Raw genomic sequence first — 17,214 nt, 5'->3', positions numbered from 1 at the left:
AGTTAATCAAAAAGCGTCCCCCCCAACTCTTCAGTAATAATTGATACGTTATGTTTAAACGTATTGAAATAATCCTGTTTCACGTTATCACTGTAAAGAGGATTTTTAGACAAACGAACAGAATGACCTTTTTTTAAACAAGCAGCAATTTTTTTCAATGCATCTTGATTAAGAGTATCTTCTGGGAATATCACCTGAACATTGTTTTTATGTATGTAATCAACAACTAGCATAATATCACGAATGCTTATCTGGGCTTCAGGAGATAGTCCTTCTGGTGAAATACAACGCTTTTTCCAACTATTATCCGCAATCTCTTCTTCGGCAGCCAAATAGCGTCGAGTAAAATAACCAAAAGCGTTATGCCCAGAAACCAGATACTTATTCTCCGCAGGGATGCTAGAGAGACACTTTTTAGCCCAAAGATCCAGACGGTACATTTCATCTAACAAAGTATCTCTATTCCTAACAAATTCGTCTTCCCATTCAGGGAACTTTTTAATCAATGCGTCCGCTATTTCTCTAACACCCTCTCTCCAGATGGATATATCTGTCCAAATATGCGGATCATAACAACCATCTTCTTGTAATGGAGAAAACGCGCCATTATTGATTAAGTTTTCTCCAATATTGATAACCTTATCATTGTTCTCCAAATGCCTACGTAGACTTGCGCTATGTTCCAAGCCTAAACCATTACAAAAAATTAATTGGCTAATTACCATTTTGTCCTCATCTCCCTTTACCATCTCATAGGCATGAGGATCAATAGAGCCATCGATCAGGACAAGAGTATGGATTTTATCTCCGACTATTCTAACCACACAATCATGAATCATACGGTTCATCGACAGCACGTACAACCCATCTGATCTATTGTTGTTACCGACAGAACGAGAGCAACTTACACATAGACTCAAAAGACAAGCACTAAAAAACAAAATTTTAACTTTTCGAAAAAAAGACATACTTATCACTTTGGTAAAGTAAGGAAAGGAAAAATTACCATCAAAAGATAGGCTACTACAACCTTGCTTTTTAGAACAACACCTCAAGAATTGGCAAAATCTCTTAATTTTTTGAACGACAAAGATTCAAAAAAAAATCCTTACCTAGTTGTCTAGGCAAGGATTTGCATGAAATTCACAACTTCTATAGTTCAAATCTAAGAAGAAGCATTTTCAACTACAGGAGTTCCTTTAATAGAAGAACTAGAGGAATCTGCCGTTGCTCCTCCTGGCACTCCTCCCAAAGACTCTTGTTCTCTAAGAGCAGATTGAATCAAGAAAAGTTTATTGAGTTTAGTCGCAGAAACAAGCCATACCCCAATAATCACAAATAATGTAACTGCCAAATAAGGGGTCATAGCACCAATACTACCACATATCACTAACAAACCTTGTTGAATCAAGGATCCACCAGACTTACCAAAACGAGCAGCAACTACGTCAATAGCAGCCTTACCTTTGACTTTCTGTTCTTGATCCAGTGGTATGTAAGCCATTTCCTTAGTAGCATCAAAAAGAGCATACTTCGTGGACTTAGATAAAATGTTTTGAATAGCACCAACTACAACAGCCAGCATCAACGGAGTTGTACCTAGCATAGCAACAATACCTGAAGCTTGATCTCTGAAAATGACCAGAGCAAAGAAAAGAACCCCAGTTAACAGAACCATGACTGGTGTTACAAGAGCTCCAGTTAACCAACCAAACTTACGGATAACGTTACCACCAATGAACAGCATTACGAATACAGATACAACGCCGGTCCAGAAGGAAAAGTTACCCATGAACTGACTATACTCATTAGCATTAGGATACTGTAACTTCAATTGGCTTTTCCAAGTTACTTCAACTAAATTAATGCAAATACCGTAACAAATCACCAACATAGCTAAAAGAAGCATATAAGGAGATTTAGCAAGATAGATGAAACTCTCTTTCATACTCATCTTTGGCTTAGATTTTTTAGCTTTATTCAGTTCTTCAGGATTGTAGAACCTTGCATCTGTCAGAACATACCTGTTCATCCACCAGTAGCAAAGCATAATTACAGCACCAGATAAAAGCACCATGGACATCAATAAGTAGAGAGATAATCCCCAAGGATCAGTTCCCTCTACAGCACTAGCTCTAAGTTTGGAAGCCCAAATAATAGAGCGCCCAGAAGCCAACAAAGCTACGTTAGCACCAACTCCGAATAAAGCATAAAAACGCTTTGCTTCGCTGATCTTAGTGATTTCATTAGCAAATCCCCAGAACATTAGAGAAAGCATAACGCTGCCCCAAAGCTCAGAGAGCACGTAGAATAAAGCGAACGTCCAGTTTCTTAACATTGCTACACATCCCATCAACCCCTGAGGGAGGAAGTCCTGAAGCCGCTCCGCAAAGTCTGTTGGATGCAACAAGTGACGAAATGGATAGATCACTGTAGGGAACAGAGCAAAGAAAATTAGGAACGGAGAGATTACTGCGTAAAATAGGGCTTGCTTACTTAAAATGTTACTTAATTTAGCGTAAATAAGCATGAAGACGACAGCGCAAGGAACAACGAGCCAAAGTTTGATGAAAGGAATAGCCTCTGCACCAGATCCGGGGGCCGTTACAATTAGAGTGTCTTTAGTATCGCGTAATACGGTATAGTTAAACGCAATACAGAAGAACATTAGGAACATTGGCAGAACTTTCTTCAATTCGTGTGCATGTATTGGCCACAGGAAAGAGCGCCATTTCCCAAAAGGTTTTTCCGCTGTTTGTGTCATATTTTACCCTCTGAAATAGCTTAGTTTATATTATTAATGAACTGTTAATTAATGAATTAATTTAAGTTTTAGGCTTATATCATACCAATTCTTTTGACCGTTGACAAGGAAAAAGCAGGAGGCAAGATTCTCAGTCCTCTGAAAATCTCAAAAACCTAATACAAGCGGCTAAAACGGACTAGCCGCGAAGTAAAATTATTATTTTACATTTAAACGAATGATTGAGAAGGTTCGAGATTAGATGAATTAGCCTTAACAGCTTCGACATAGGCGTTCCATAGATCTACGCTAACAATCCCCTGACGAATTGAACGAATAAGTTCCCTTTTGAGCGAGGGAAGAGGCTTCTTAGGACTAAAACGAGCTAAAAGATCCTTGTCCCCTACCTGTCTTGCTAATTCTAAAACACGTTCGATATCAGTCTTAGTAAAGTTAATAAAGTCCCTACGTTTTTTAGACCCTCTAGGAGCTCGAGGTTTAGGATGGATAGACCGAGGAGAATCAGACTCCAATATGAACGTTCTTAACATTTTAGAAAGTTGATCAGGAGCCGAAGTCTTCATTTTTTTGAGTGTAAAGTGGTGCATATAGCCACCGCTTGGACCTGGAAGATAGCGACAGAGATCATTTTCTTTATTTCCGCAGACCTTTTTAATAGCTTTCAAGATCAGTCTTTCTATTTCTTCGTTTATATTCGATTGTTCTACGGCCATGAAACCCACCTTTTAACTTGCTGAATCTTCGAATTAATCGACACTTACTTTAACAAATTTTATAAGAAAGAATTTGGCATACTTTCAATTTACTCATTAGAAAATAAACAAAAACCTTCTTTTATTGAGAAAGCGTAGTTTATGTTGGATTTTCCTTTTTCTGCAATGTTATTTTCTTGAAAAAGATGATGTTGTTTCATAAATAACTTTAAAAGAAACAATCATAACGAGAAGAAACCTTTAGGGAGAACATTTGTTAATTTCTAGAAAATAAAAATAGTAGATTCATTTCTATTCTCTAGAGAAACTGATATAGGAGATTATTTCTCCATAATTCCTAGTAGAAGAATGATTTTCTCACTCTTTTGAGATAAATAAGAGTCCTAGCTGATTATAGATAGAATACACTCACTCATTTTAACAAATAACTACGGGCACCGGTATTCAAATCAACAACATATCTAGGAAAAGATGAACTTTCTAAAAGAGAAGTGTAGGCATAATTAGATTCGACAGGCATAGATGTATCTATTTTTTTCTGTAAGTGCACGCACACGTCTCTTACTCCTCTAAGATTATCTGTCTTCTGCTCTCTAGATTGTCGAGTAATCAATAATAACTCTTCATAAGTAGTAAGAGATACCCCTGGGTTATAATGCGGGGAGTCTTCATTCATGAAATGATTGAGGAAGTATCTTCCGAAAATTTGAACTCCTCCACGATAATCTGCTGAACGATCTAACCAGCACCAAAAATCCCATTTATCAACGTCTAGAGCTTTGATCATCTGAAGTTGATTCCAAGAAAAGCCGTGGAGTATAGTCAGAAGAAGAATATTTTTGTAATTTTTCATAGATGTTACTTTAGACTGAAGGTCATTTAAAGTTTGATTATTAAGATCAACTTGATCTCCATCACCCAATAAAGAGTTAATAATATTGTTTACCTTGCAATCATTCCATGCATTTCTATGAACAAAATTTTCTAAAATATTGAATTGCTCATATGTTAATTTCTTCACTACCTCATAAATAGTTGTGTTAAAAATAGTTTCTCTAACAAAGTAATCGCGATTGCACCTTATAGGTAGTCCCAATGTAGAGGTCCAGTAAAGTAACATCGTCTTAGGTGTAGGAACGATACCATGACTAGTCAAACTATCTTGACGTCCTAAAGAAATAAATTTACTGAGCCAATACAAGGGACAATTTTGCAAAATAACATTATCAATATGCACATAAGGTTGAGCATTATTATACGACCTTACTCTATCTAAAAGCAGAAGAGGATCACGAAATTTTTTTCTTAAAGAAGAATTGTGAATTTCCGAAATATTGCCATGATTTTTTATAGAATCTACATAGGATAAAATCTCACGTACTTCCTTTATAGTAACTTTGTTATTTTTAATGACCTCTGAAAAAACTTCAGGGTAATGCACCTGTAAAATATTAGAAAATTTTTCTGGTATTAGTAATTTTTTTTCTTTAGATTTTTCGATTGCAAGCCTTGCAATCGAAAAAGAAATTACCGATAAAACAGCTCCAATAGAAGCTATAAGAACTCCAGTCTCAATACTTGCAGAACAGATTCCCCCTAGCAAAGCAATTACTCCCATCAAAAAAATCATAGATATGACCATCACAATTTCTATCGCTCTACCACGAGATTGTGCTATTCCTTCAGGACTTATGTACTGGGAGCCTATACACTTCTGATGTGTCACACAAGTGATACTTGAACTGGGTAACGTTGCCATAATTATAATTTTTTATACTGAATCAACAATTTTTAAAAATCTTTGAACCAGTTTATTCTATTTAGAGCTTTTTAGAGAACACAATAAATTGTGAATTAACAAAATCATATTGTTTATTTAAATCAAACCTAATGTATTATTGGTGAATATAGTTAATAAAATGAAAACGATAACCCCTTATAACGCATGTAATTTAAACTCGAACTGCAGAAGATTGACAACTAACGTTTGCCTATCTAACATAGGCTTCCATGAAACCGATAAAAGATACGTTGTAATTTGAAAGACTATAAGTTAGAAAACATTCGCAACTTCTCTATTATTGCGCATATTGACCACGGCAAATCTACGATAGCAGACCGTTTGCTTGAAAGCACTAGTACTGTAGAGCAGAGGGAAATGCGTGAACAGCTTCTAGACTCTATGGACTTAGAAAGGGAAAGGGGCATTACAATCAAAGCTCATCCTGTTACGATGACTTATGTGCATAACGGAGAGACATATCAACTAAATCTTATAGATACACCTGGTCACGTCGATTTTTCTTATGAAGTATCTCGTTCATTAGCCGCATGTGAGGGTGCGTTGCTTATTGTAGACGCTGCTCAAGGAGTACAAGCCCAAAGCTTGGCAAATGTTTATTTAGCCTTAGAACGTGATCTAGAAATTATTCCTGTACTAAACAAGATTGATTTACCTGCTGCAGAACCTGAACGAATTCGAAGGCAGATAGAAGAATATATAGGTCTCGATACAACTAATGCGATAGCATGTTCAGCAAAAACTGGCCAAGGCATTCCTGAAATCCTTGAAGCTATTATCGATTTAATCCCTCCTCCTAAACCTCCTAAAGAAAAAGAATTAAAAGCTTTGATTTTTGATTCTCACTACGATCCCTATGTTGGCATTATGGTATATGTTCGTGTAATGAGTGGTGAGCTTAAAAAGGGTGATCGCATTACATTCATGGCAACCAAAGGCTCTGTTTTTGAGGTTTTAGGTGTAGGCGCATTTCTTCCTGAAGCCACACTTATTGAGGGTTCTCTAAAAGCTGGTCAAGTAGGATACTTCATTGCTAATTTGAAAAAAGTCAAAGATGTTAAGATTGGTGATACTGTTACTGCAGTTAAACATCCTGCGAAAGAACCTTTGGAAGGATTTAAAGAAATAAATCCTGTTGTTTTTGCTGGTATTTATCCTATTGACTCTTCTGATTTCGACTCCTTAAAAGATGCATTAAGCCGTTTACAGTTGAATGATTCTGCACTAACTATTGAACAAGAAAGTAGTCATTCCTTGGGCTTTGGTTTTCGCTGCGGTTTTCTAGGTCTTCTTCACTTAGAAATTATTTTCGAGAGAATTATTCGTGAATTTGGTCTTGATATTATCGCGACAGCTCCAAGTGTCATTTATAAGGTCGTGCTTAAAAATGGGAAAACGCTATTTATTGATAACCCTACGGAATATCCAGATCCGGCGATTATAGAGCACTTAGAAGAGCCCTGGGTACATGTCAACATTATCTCACCGCAAGAGTATCTAAGCAACATTATGAACTTATGTTTAGATAAACGTGGTGTGTGTTTAAAAACAGAAATGTTAGATCAGCATCGTTTAGTTCTGTCTTATGATTTGCCTCTTAATGAAATCGTGTCCGACTTTAATGACAGACTCAAATCTATTACTAAAGGATACGGTTCTTTTGATTATCGCCTTGGAGACTATAGGAAAGGCGACATCATCAAACTAGAAATTCTTATCAACGACGAACCTGTAGATGCTTTTTCTTGTTTGGTACACAAAGACAAAGCGGAGGCAAAAGGCCGAAGTATTTGTGAAAAATTAGTTGATGTTATTCCTCAACAATTATTTAAAATCCCCATTCAAGCTGCTATTAATAAAAAAATTATTGCTAGAGAAACAATTCGTGCTCTTTCTAAGAATGTCACAGCTAAATGTTATGGGGGCGATATTACACGGAAACGTAAGCTATGGGAAAAACAAAAGAAAGGGAAGAAACGCATGAAGGAGTTTGGGAAAGTATCCATCCCAAATACAGCATTTATCGAAGTATTAAAAATTGATTAAATTTTTGGATTAGCATCCTTAACAATCCTAAGAATAAACGTCCTCCTCACTTATGTTTTAACAAAGCGAGGAGTTTTTTTATCCCACTTTTGAAGTAGTTTTTGTCCCTATCCAATCTGTATGATAGTACTCACCTCGAGGCCTATCCCTGCGTTCATAGGTATGTGCACCAAAATAGTCTCTCAATGCCTGCACAAGAGCTATTGAAGAATCTCCCGTGCGATAACCATCGAAAAAGGTCAAAGCGGCTGCTAAACAAGGTACTGGACATCCACAAGCTACAGCATTTGCTACTGTCCTACGCCAGCCAGCCTCAGAATTTTGCAAAGCTGATTTGAAATAGTTTTGTAAAATCAATGAAGGAGAATCAGGTTGTTGTAAAAATCCCTGATAAATAGTATCCAAGAACACACTTTGGATAATGCATCCTCCTCGCCATAGTAAAGCTATCTCTCCCAGTTTTAAGTCCCATTGATATTTTTGAGAAGCTTCTTGCAAGAGCATAAACCCTTGAGCATAGCTGATGATCTTAGACGCATATAAAGCTCGGAAAACATCCTCTATGAACAGCATAGGATCTATGGGTTTTTCAAATACAATAGGCACTCCAGGCAATTCGTCCGCAGCTCTGACACGGACGTCTTTCCAGACAGAAAGATAACGAGCCAGAACAGATTCTATAATCAAAGAGAGAGGAACTCCTGACTGGATCGCGTCTAACGCAACCCACTGTCCTGTTCCTTTTTGTCCTGCTACATCAAGTATTGTATCTATTACGGGAGTACCTTCAGAATCTTTTAGAGCAAGGACTTCAGAAGCTATCCTCATTAAATAGCTATCTAGTTCCCGAGAATTCCATTCAGAAAAAATCACTGATACGGCCTCAGCAGATAAATCTAAACGACTACGCAATAAACCATAGGCCTCACAAATTAGCTGTATGTCACCATATTCTATACCATTGTGCACCGCTTTGACATAATGACCAGCCCCTCCAGGACCGACCCAAGCACAACACGGGACATTATTTACTTGTGCTGCAATGTTTTGAAAAATAGGGGCAATCGACTCCCAAGCTTCAACATTACCTCCCGGCATGATAGAAGGACCTTTTCTGGCACCCTCTTCGCCTCCAGAAATACCCATACCGACGAAAAGGATGCCTTTTTCCTTAAGTTCAGTGCATCTTCTTTCCGAATCCCGAAAATAGCTATTACCCCCGTCAATGATAATATCTCCAGGCTCTAGGTAAGGAAGAAGAGAAGATATAGTTTCGTCTACGGCAGGGCCAGCCTTAATCATTAGCATGATTTTTCTTGGCCGACACAAGGACCCGACAAAATCTTCTATAGTCTCAAATCCTTGTAACTGTGAATGCCGTATATTCTCCTGAAGAAAGGTCTGGGTCTTTTCCGAAGAGCGGTTATAAACAGATACAGAAAAACCATGGTCAATCATATTTAACACAAGATTCTTCCCCATTACAGCCAAACCGATTAAGCCAATATCTGATTGGTGTGCCACCTATCCTCCTCAATGATTAAATTAGGTGTAAAATGAGTTTTTTCTTTTTACCTTGGGACAACAAAACATAGTGTCCGTAATTAATTTGTGTTTCCGTTAAAACACTCTGAAGATCAGATAAAGGTGCAGTATTTACATACAGTCCCTTCTGCTCTAACAACCTACGCACCTCTCCCTTTGATTTACAAAATCCAGTTTCTACAACAATATCAATCCAACGCTTGCCAATTACAGATTGTTTGTTCAAAGTAATACCTTGTCCTCTCCCAATAAGTTCTTGGAAATCCCCTTCGGAGAGTACTGACAACTTACCCGTATGCATGCTCTCAGTAACAGAAACAGCGTCTTCCAGTCCTTGATTCCCGTGAACTGCGGCGATAATTTCAGAAGCTATTTTCTTCTTGGCACTTACTGGATCAGATAACAACTCACGATCTAATTCGAATATGGCCTCATTATCCAATAATGTTAGAGTGCGAGCAATTTTTGGCATTTCTTGATCTGGTAGCCGTAGAAAATATTGGTACAACTCATAAGGAGAAGTCATATTTGAGTCTAACCACAACGTCCCAGACTCGGTCTTACCTATTTTTTTCCCTTGACTGTTAGTAAGCAAAGGGTAAGTTAGACCGTGGGCGTGGCCTAATCCTTGCTTACGGATAAAATCTATACCCGAAGTAATGTTCCCCCACTGATCACTACCACCACACTGTAAAGAAACACCACGATTCTTATATAGATAAGCGAAATCATACGACTGTAGTAGCAAATAACTAAACTCAGTATAACTGATACCCTCCTGAGAGTATACTCGCTGCTTGATAGTATCTTTCCCAAGCATTGATCCTAGCCTGAAATACTTACCAACATCTCGAAGAAAATTAATAACCGTATAATCATTCAACCAATCTAAGTTATTAACAATCTCAATGCCGGGGAGATATTTCGATAATAACCTAGCAATCTTATCTGTATTAGAGACAATCTCATCAGGCTGTAATAATACACGTTCTGTACTTTTCCCTGAGGGATCGCCTATCATTCCTGTAGCTCCACCTACGAGTGCTATAGGAGTAATTCCATAACTGGCCAACCTATGAAGGAAACAAATACCAATCCAGTGACCGATATGCAAAGATGGAGCAGTCGGATCAAACCCAAGATAAGCAGAAACTGTTCCTGATAAAGAATCCAATCCTTCAGAAAAATTTTCGAGTATTTCTCTATCCTGTAAATACTTGATGAAACCCTGCATAGCAAATCAATCTAGTAGAGGTAAATAGGACAACATCTTATCTATCCCCCATCTTATATGCAAGGTTAGCTTATCGCTTACGTCTAATAAACGTGATAAAACAAAATCAGGGAAGCTCGTAGCCTCTCAGCAAGACAAACAATTTGGTATTTTAACTCATATTAAGTATATCAACAATGAACTATAACACGCACTATAGAAATACTGACAAGGCTGAGCGCAATTTAATTAAAGCTTTTGAATGAATTTGAGAGACCCGGGATTCACTTACTCCCAAAATTTTCCCAATTTCTTTGAGAACAAAATCTTCGTAATAATATAAGGCCATGACTTGTCTTTCTTTCTCATCCAGCCCAGCAATTGCATTGGCTAAAAAAGAAGTAAATTCTTGTTTATCAACAATATCATACCCTGTTTCCGCACGTTCATCTGCAATACGTTCGTGCAGCGCCACTCCGTGCTCGCTATCTCCTCCATAATAAGAGTTGTCTTCGTTTAAAGAGATAAGCAATGCAGGTCTTGCGGACACAAACCATCCAGACAGCTCTGTTTGCGACAAGTTAAGATACTCACATAAATCGCCATCCGTCGGTTCTCTTCCCAAAGACTGACGTAAAGACTCTATAGCTTCTGAAAGTTTGCTTGCTTTTTGATAAACACTCCTAGGAATCCAGTCTTGCTTTCGCAAATCATCAATGATAGATGCCTTTATGATAAATAAAGCATAACCCTCAAACTTACGACTTTTTTCTGGATCAAAACGCTCTACAGCACGCACTAACCCTTCGATTCCAGAAGCATAGAGATCTTCAGTTGTAATATGCGCAGGCATACCAACGATTAATCGGTGAACAACACATTTGACCAAATGTAAATAAAAATGGATTAAGGTATCCCTATGTTCAACCGACTGCGTATCCCAATAGAGATCCCAAACTTCAGAAATATTTTGAGTATTTTGTGTTTTCACGGATTTTTTCTTTAATTAATTATCTATAAGACTAAATAAAAAATAATTTTTAAACAATAATAATTAAATTCGATCAGCATCAATAAAAAACGGAATAATCAAACTATTAAAACATCATCCGAGACTGATCCTAGAAGTGTCACAGGAATTTCTTCTGGAAGCTCATTGTGAGATAAAACTAAAAGATCAGGAAAGTGGGGTTCAATTATTTTCCTAACTTCGGAACGTAGCTCACATCCTGTTACAATTGCTCGAAAATCTTCATAACTGGTGTTTTGTAAGATCTCTTTCACCTCTCTGATCATTTTATCACACATAACGGGGTTAGATTTTGTATAAGAGCTCCCTATCATTTTCTCAACATGCCCATCTATTGTGATGACTTGAAGCGTTTCCTCTTGATTCCAGAGATTCTTACCTATAGACTTGCCAAGATACTTCCTAATTTTTTTAGACAAAGCATCATGATCCTCACCGGGAACTCCGTATAAAGAAATAGCCTCTAAGATTTTTGGGAATAATCGTAACGATATTCTTTCCTTTACCAGAGACCTAATCAGAAATACCAAAGAATTTTCTGAGATCTTTTTAGGAATCACATCATCTATGACAATAGAAAAGTTTTTCTGCGCTTCTCCCAAAAGTTCTCGGATTAAGTTGCCGTCTATATACTCACAAACGAAACTCCTGAGAAGTGACAGCACATAACTGATAGAGAACTCATTAATGATAAAATCCTCCTTACCTAATCTTAATACTAAAAACTCTTTCGTACCCCGCAGAATACTCGCATCAGGCAAACTAATAGCTAACTCGTTAAATATCGTCTTTTGTGCAGTAGCATAGAGATTCTGCAGCTGCTCCAATTGGTAATATCGGGGTGCCAACCAACAAATTTCTCTCTCTTCCTTGAACAATGGGAACTGATCATTAGTGAGCTTAGGACGTCTATGTCCTATAACAAGAGAGGTTATAAACACAAATAGAGGGCCTTTAGAAATCCCTGGGACAAGAAGTAGAGGGCACAAACACGACGCAACAATAAGAAAGTAATTTCGTATTTCTTGATAAAACTCCCATAAATGTTCAATAAGGCTTTCCTCACGGCCTACTTTAGATATCAATGTTGCAGCTGCACAAGAACTAAGTAGAGCTGGAATTTGGCTTACTAAAGCATCTCCTATTACACTACTCCAAAAATCTTGACAAGCTAACTCACTGCCTTGGGGCAAGAAAAACACGCCTATAGAATTAACTACTAACAAAAAGCAGCTGACTATGCTATCGCCTTTCACAAAACGAAAGACGCCTTCCATAGAAGAGAAAAAATCACTTTCTTCAAACAAATCTTTTTTCTTTATATCTCCCTCAAATTTAGAAATTCTTCCTGATGCTAAATCTGCATCCAATGCCATTTGTTTTCCTGGCATTGCCTCCAAAATAAAACGGGCCCTAACTTCTGCAACACGTTCTGCTCCTTTAGCAATGACAATAAAATTGACAAGCAACAGCAAACTACAAGCTGCCAATCCTGCACTTAAGTTACCTAGAGAGAAAAATTTTCCCATAGAAAAAATCATAGGAGATGCCCAACCAGAGGAAATTATCCAACGAGTAGAGGCTAAATTTAGACCCACACGGAAAAGACAAAGATATAGGAATAAAGAAGGAAATAATTTTGCTGCATATGTGTTTTTCAAAGAAAACACCCAGAAAACAAGCGTAAGAGATAAAGTAAAATTGGCACATAATCCTATGTCTAACAACACAGAAGGAACTGGAATTAGTAAAAATGAAAGAAACCCTAAAGGAAGTAGGGTTGCTCTCCACATATGCTGATGTTTGCTTGCCACGAAGCCATTCCTCCATGAAGAGCCACCCGACACTTCACCAATACGGTTACAAATCATATATCTTCAAGAAAAACTCCTCTGAACAATTCAGACCTAGAATTTCTTAATCTTTATCTTGTCGACTATTGTCTTCTGTGCTAGTATTTTTTCTTGACTACCCGTTTTTCACGGAGTATAGCGCAGCCTGGTTAGCGCGGTTGCTTTGGGAGCAATAGGTCGGGGGTTCGAATCCCTCTACTCCGAGGTTATACTTTTAGTGTTTAATTTGATATTTGGTAGAAGGCCATGGCCAAACTAGTTATTTCATCCGAAGACGAGTTACAAGAGTTTGATTTAAAAGATGGCGAGAGTATCGCGGAGTCTTGTGAGTCAGCTGGAGTTCCTTTTGCTTGTACAGAGGGTGTTTGTGGGACTTGTGTGGTTGAGGTTCTTGAAGGCAAAGAAAATCTTTCTGAGTTCTCGGATGAGGAGAGAGATTTTCTGGGTGACCCAGAGGATTCGAATGAGCGTTTGGCTTGTCAGTGCTGCATCAAAGGTGGCTGCGTAAAAATTACCTTCTAAAAGTTCTTTTCTTCCGATTTTTTCTTCTTTCTGCTTTGAACATTCTTTTGTTTTTTTTGCTTCCTTAAGTTTCTGAGTATTCGTTATTTACTTTGGGATTGAAAGAAATTTCTTACTTCTTACTCGTTCTGTCTCTTTAGGTTAAGAGAAAAAGCTAATATACCTGAGAGCTAGAATGCGGTAGAATATAAGCAGACGCAAACTCAATCAAAATGAATGAATTATATGAGCAGTAAATCAAACCCACCCCTTATAAACTCTAGGGAATCTGCTGTTTTTTTACCAAAAACACAGAGCTTACCCTCTAATAAAGTAAACGCCTCAGTATCTGCAAAGCGGATTACATTAGGGGTTATTGCTACTTTAGGTTATTTGGTAGCCGCAGGCTCCTGTATAGCCGCTATAACTATGGGTATGCCATTGTTATTTATAGCTACCGCAGTAGCGTCGATTATAGGCCTTGCCTGTTTAATTTCTATGGCATGTTTAAAGAAACGCAATTCTCTTCCAGCTACTACAACGGAGAAAATGAGTTCTCTACCTATCCTTCCTCCAGCACACACATCTCCAGAATTTTCTCCTGAAAATATTGCATCTCAACTTCCCTCTAAAAAGGAGACTAAAAGTCAAACACAGACCTCTCTTGATGTAGAACAACCTGCAACCAAATCTTCTCGCCCAATCTCCTCCCCTGGAGTCTCTATATCTTTTATAAATACGGACGCAGAAGGATTTTCAGATTACAACTCGACACTACGATCACATTGGCTATCATTATTGTCTCCTTCCGAAGCTCTCCCTGAAGCACATTTAGCTCAAAAAGATCCTAATGCACCAGCTTCATTTTGGCATCTTCCTAATACTAAGACGCTTTTGATTTCCACCACTGGAGATATTGCCTCCTTACGTTTCGCTAGCCAATGTAGAAACGCGATGATTGTGAATGCAGCTAATGCAGAGATGAGTTCCGGCAAAAGTGGAACTAATTTAGCTTTGTCTAAAGCAGTGAATTTTCAATCATGGAAAAATTCTCGTGGAGGGAAAGATAAACTTGAAATAGCAGAGTGCACATCTGGATTATGGATCCCTGCAAAACCACCTAAAACAACAAAAGGAAAAATCCCTCCTGCGAATAAACCACACGTTTATGTTCCTGGAGAACCTAAATTTCTTGCCCAATTGCTAGGCCCAACTGCTGAACAACTAGGGTCAGATTGTAATCAATGCTATCGTTTGGTAAAACAGGCTTATCGTAACTGCCTAGAAGAAGGAAAGAAAAATGGCTCCGAACTCATTCAGCTACCGTTACTTTCTGCTAGCATTTTTGCTCCTGACATCCACGAAAAAGATGCCCAAGGACGTAATAAGCGTGAGTTATGGATTAATGGAATAAGATCCGCCCTTGTTGATGCTCTACAAGAATTTGCACAAAAGAACCCTCTATATCCTCTTGTTGTTATTGTTACAAACATAGGTAGCCTACCTCTATAAACTACAAAATCTTGTGCGCATTGTTCTGCTATATGCTTGCCGTATATTCTTCCTACCCATGGGGTCATGTAGAGCAGGCGATGCGTGATATTACAATTGGTATTGTTTCTTTATAAATACTTAAAACAATACCAATACCTTAAATTCTGGAACACGCGATTCTGTAGATTTAATAATCTAAGAACCGCGTATATATATAGCAAGTTGTAAAGATGTCTTAACTCAATGCATAAGAATTCTACATTCAAATAAGTTTCAAGGTATGCTCGCGTCTTCACTACAAAATGTGATAATTTTTTTGATGATTAGTCAAGAATAGTGTAAAATTTGTTGCTCTTTTGTTTCCTATTTGACAGGCACTTCAACACTTCCTTTCCCAAATTGTAATTTTCAAACGTACATTTAGGTTTTTATGGGATCACCCTATGTTGTAAATCAGTTACTCAGACGTAATACCCATTCCGTGAGAATTGGGAATCTTTATGTAGGTAGTGAGCACACTATTAAGATACAATCTATGACAACGACTCCCACTGCAGATGTTGAAGCAACTACGCAACAAATCTGCTCTCTAGCAGAATGTGGTTGTGATATTGTGCGCGTCACTGTTCAAGGTATCAAAGAAGCTCAAGCATGTGAACATATCAAAGAACGTTTACTGAGTATAGGTGTAGATATTCCTATCATTGCCGACATTCATTTCTTTCCCCAGGCAGCTATGCATGTTACTGATTTCGTAGACAAGGTGCGCATTAACCCTGGTAACTTCGTCGATAAGCGCAACATGTTCATAGGAAAAACATTTTCAGAAGAGCAATATGTATCTAGCTTAGCTCGTATAGAAGATAAGTTTTCTCCCCTAGTAGAAAAATGTAAACGCCTAGGTAAAGCTATGCGTATAGGCGTAAACCATGGTTCCCTTTCCGAACGTATTATGCAACGCTATGGTGATACAATCGAGGGGATGGTAGCATCGGCATTAGAATATATAGAAATATGTGAGAAATTAGATTATCATGACGTTATTTTCTCCATGAAATCTAGTAATCCCAAAGTTATGGTTGCTGCTTACCGCCAATTAGCCAGAGATTTGGATGCTCGGGGTTGGCACTATCCTTTGCATTTGGGAGTGACAGAAGCAGGTTTGGGAATAGATGGCATGATTAAATCATCTGTAGGGATTGGCACTCTGCTCACCGAAGGATTAGGAGATACTATCCGCTGTTCCCTGACTGGCTGTCCTACACAAGAAATTCCGGTGTGCAAACAACTGCTCAAGCACATATCTACATACCAATCACTTTCCAAACAAGAGAACCCTTTTGCTATAGAAGATTCAGAAGATTTTGTTCGATCACCCACCAAGCTAACAAAAGATACGCCTTGGGGAAGAGTATACGGGGTTTTCATCAAGTTAATCGAAAAGCATCTTGATAATGTGTCTGAAGACAGTCTTCTACAATCTCTAGGAATTAACACGACTTCAGGAGCCAAAGATTTTACAGCTCCCGATGGAGTAGTGGTCCCTAAATCATTATTAAATACTCCAATAGTGAATGCTTTAAGTAAGTATTTTCTTGTGTTCCACCATCACGAAATGCCTTGTCTATATGACTATAATGAAGACATTTGGAATTCAGAAGAAGTAAGCAAAGCAACTTTCGTACATTGTCACGCCACCCCTCCTTTTATTCACTCAACACGCTATTTTTTTCAGAAGAAAAAAAATCCTGAACAACCCATAAAATTAGTATTTTCTAATCATTCCCACGATATTGAGGAAGCCATAATATCCACATCAATAGATTTTGGAGCTCTCTTGTTAGATGGTCTAGGGGATGCTGTTGTTTTAGATCTCCCTAATATTCCTCTTCACATTGTACGTGAAATTGCTTTCGGCACCCTACAAAGCGCTAGCGTGAGACTTGTTAAAACAGAATTCATTTCTTGCCCTGGTTGTGGACGCACATTATTCGATCTCCCCACAGTGACAAAACGCATTCAAGAAAAAACAAAACATCTTTCTGGTTTAAAGATTGCCGTTATGGGTTGTATTGTTAATGGTCCAGGAGAGATGGCTGACGCTGACTTTGGATTTGTAGGATCAAAATCAGGAATGATAGACCTCTATGTGAAACATACTTGTGTTAAAGCGCATATTCCTATGGATGATGCAGAGGACGAATTGATTCGACTTTTACAAGATTATGGCGTATGGAAAGACCCGGAATAACTG

The 17,214-nt window shown here is 38.0% G+C and carries 12 protein-coding genes and 1 tRNA gene; 5 read left to right on the top strand and 8 right to left on the bottom strand.

The genetic code is table 11. The features are described from left to right. Window positions 1-2: 2 nt before the first annotated feature. The 4 genes from H359_RS02295 to H359_RS02280 form a co-directional block, all read right to left on the bottom strand. Entirely contained in the window at window positions 3-968 is a 966-nt protein-coding gene (locus H359_RS02295) for a metal ABC transporter solute-binding protein, Zn/Mn family (protein ID WP_035391973.1), read from the bottom strand. 197 nt (window positions 969-1,165) lie between these two features. Beyond that, entirely contained in the window at window positions 1,166-2,764 is a 1,599-nt protein-coding gene (gene npt1, locus H359_RS02290) for an NTP/NDP exchange transporter Npt1 (protein WP_020370051.1), read from the bottom strand. A 209-nt stretch (window positions 2,765-2,973) separates the two neighbouring features. Then, complete coding sequence (gene ddbA, locus H359_RS02285; RefSeq protein WP_020370050.1) at window positions 2,974-3,477, bottom strand: DNA binding protein DdbA; 504 nt, start codon at window positions 3,475-3,477, stop codon at window positions 2,974-2,976. 412 nt (window positions 3,478-3,889) lie between these two features. Beyond that, a complete protein-coding gene (locus H359_RS02280) occupies window positions 3,890-5,236 on the bottom strand; it encodes a DUF1389 domain-containing protein (protein WP_035391970.1) in 1,347 nt (448 codons plus the stop codon). 279 nt (window positions 5,237-5,515) lie between these two features. Here H359_RS02280 and lepA point away from each other — a divergent pair, with 279 nt between their 5' ends. Continuing rightward, the gene (gene lepA, locus H359_RS02275) at window positions 5,516-7,324 is read left to right on the top strand and encodes a translation elongation factor 4 (protein ID WP_020370047.1); all 1,809 of its coding nucleotides are present in this window, start codon (window positions 5,516-5,518) and stop codon (window positions 7,322-7,324) included. 78 nt (window positions 7,325-7,402) lie between these two features. Here the strand turns inward: lepA and gnd are convergent, their stop codons facing one another. From gnd to H359_RS02255, 4 genes are all read right to left on the bottom strand, one after another. Beyond that, on the bottom strand, window positions 7,403-8,848 hold the full coding sequence (gene gnd, locus H359_RS02270; protein ID WP_020370046.1) for a decarboxylating NADP(+)-dependent phosphogluconate dehydrogenase: 1,446 nt from the start codon (window positions 8,846-8,848) through the stop codon (window positions 7,403-7,405). A gap of 16 nt (window positions 8,849-8,864) precedes the next feature. Further along, the gene (gene tyrS / locus H359_RS02265) at window positions 8,865-10,103 is read right to left on the bottom strand and encodes a tyrosine--tRNA ligase (RefSeq protein WP_020370045.1); all 1,239 of its coding nucleotides are present in this window, start codon (window positions 10,101-10,103) and stop codon (window positions 8,865-8,867) included. A 193-nt stretch (window positions 10,104-10,296) separates the two neighbouring features. Then, the gene (locus tag H359_RS02260; RefSeq protein ID WP_020370044.1) at window positions 10,297-11,073 is read right to left on the bottom strand and encodes a FliA/WhiG family RNA polymerase sigma factor; all 777 of its coding nucleotides are present in this window, start codon (window positions 11,071-11,073) and stop codon (window positions 10,297-10,299) included. A 98-nt stretch (window positions 11,074-11,171) separates the two neighbouring features. Next, a complete protein-coding gene (locus tag H359_RS02255; protein ID WP_081031105.1) occupies window positions 11,172-12,983 on the bottom strand; it encodes an FHIPEP family type III secretion protein in 1,812 nt (603 codons plus the stop codon). A 111-nt stretch (window positions 12,984-13,094) separates the two neighbouring features. On the opposite strand from H359_RS02255, the gene H359_RS02250 reads away from it, so the two are divergent. From H359_RS02250 to H359_RS02235, 4 genes are all read left to right on the top strand, one after another. Next, a tRNA-Pro gene (locus H359_RS02250) sits at window positions 13,095-13,169 on the top strand. Window positions 13,170-13,211: 42 nt separating this feature from the next. Beyond that, window positions 13,212-13,487 carry a 2Fe-2S iron-sulfur cluster-binding protein gene (locus H359_RS02245; protein ID WP_020370042.1) on the top strand — a complete coding sequence of 92 codons (276 nt, stop codon included), beginning with the start codon at window positions 13,212-13,214 and terminating at the stop codon, window positions 13,485-13,487. A 225-nt stretch (window positions 13,488-13,712) separates the two neighbouring features. Beyond that, window positions 13,713-14,978, top strand: coding sequence for a macro domain-containing protein (locus H359_RS05000; RefSeq protein ID WP_020370041.1), 1,266 nt, complete (start codon window positions 13,713-13,715; stop codon window positions 14,976-14,978). Between the two features lie 412 nt (window positions 14,979-15,390). Continuing rightward, entirely contained in the window at window positions 15,391-17,211 is a 1,821-nt protein-coding gene (locus tag H359_RS02235) for a 4-hydroxy-3-methylbut-2-en-1-yl diphosphate synthase (RefSeq protein WP_035391966.1), read from the top strand. Window positions 17,212-17,214: the final 3 nt, after the last annotated feature.

Origin of the sequence: Chlamydia ibidis 10-1398/6, assembly GCF_000454725.1 — a bacterium.
GTDB lineage: Bacteria > Chlamydiota > Chlamydiia > Chlamydiales > Chlamydiaceae > Chlamydia > Chlamydia ibidis.
Note: the sequence above shows the minus strand (reverse complement) of the source record. Positions and strands in the feature narration are given on the sequence as shown.

What these genes read in the sequence shown, in the direction of transcription:
- H359_RS02295 (WP_035391973.1), bottom strand. Translation starts at nt 968, where the DNA reads ATGTCTTTTTTTCGAAAAGTTAAAATTTTGTTTTTTAGTGCTTGTCTT.
- npt1 (WP_020370051.1), bottom strand. Translation starts at nt 2,764, where the DNA reads ATGACACAAACAGCGGAAAAACCTTTTGGGAAATGGCGCTCTTTCCTG.
- ddbA (WP_020370050.1), bottom strand. Translation starts at nt 3,477, where the DNA reads ATGGCCGTAGAACAATCGAATATAAACGAAGAAATAGAAAGACTGATC.
- H359_RS02280 (WP_035391970.1), bottom strand. Translation starts at nt 5,236, where the DNA reads ATGGCAACGTTACCCAGTTCAAGTATCACTTGTGTGACACATCAGAAG.
- tyrS (WP_020370045.1), bottom strand. Translation starts at nt 10,103, where the DNA reads ATGCAGGGTTTCATCAAGTATTTACAGGATAGAGAAATACTCGAAAAT.
- H359_RS02255 (WP_081031105.1), bottom strand. Translation starts at nt 12,983, where the DNA reads ATGATTTGTAACCGTATTGGTGAAGTGTCGGGTGGCTCTTCATGGAGG.
- H359_RS02245 (WP_020370042.1), top strand. Translation starts at nt 13,212, where the DNA reads ATGGCCAAACTAGTTATTTCATCCGAAGACGAGTTACAAGAGTTTGAT.
- H359_RS05000 (WP_020370041.1), top strand. Translation starts at nt 13,713, where the DNA reads ATGAGCAGTAAATCAAACCCACCCCTTATAAACTCTAGGGAATCTGCT.
- H359_RS02235 (WP_035391966.1), top strand. Translation starts at nt 15,391, where the DNA reads ATGGGATCACCCTATGTTGTAAATCAGTTACTCAGACGTAATACCCAT.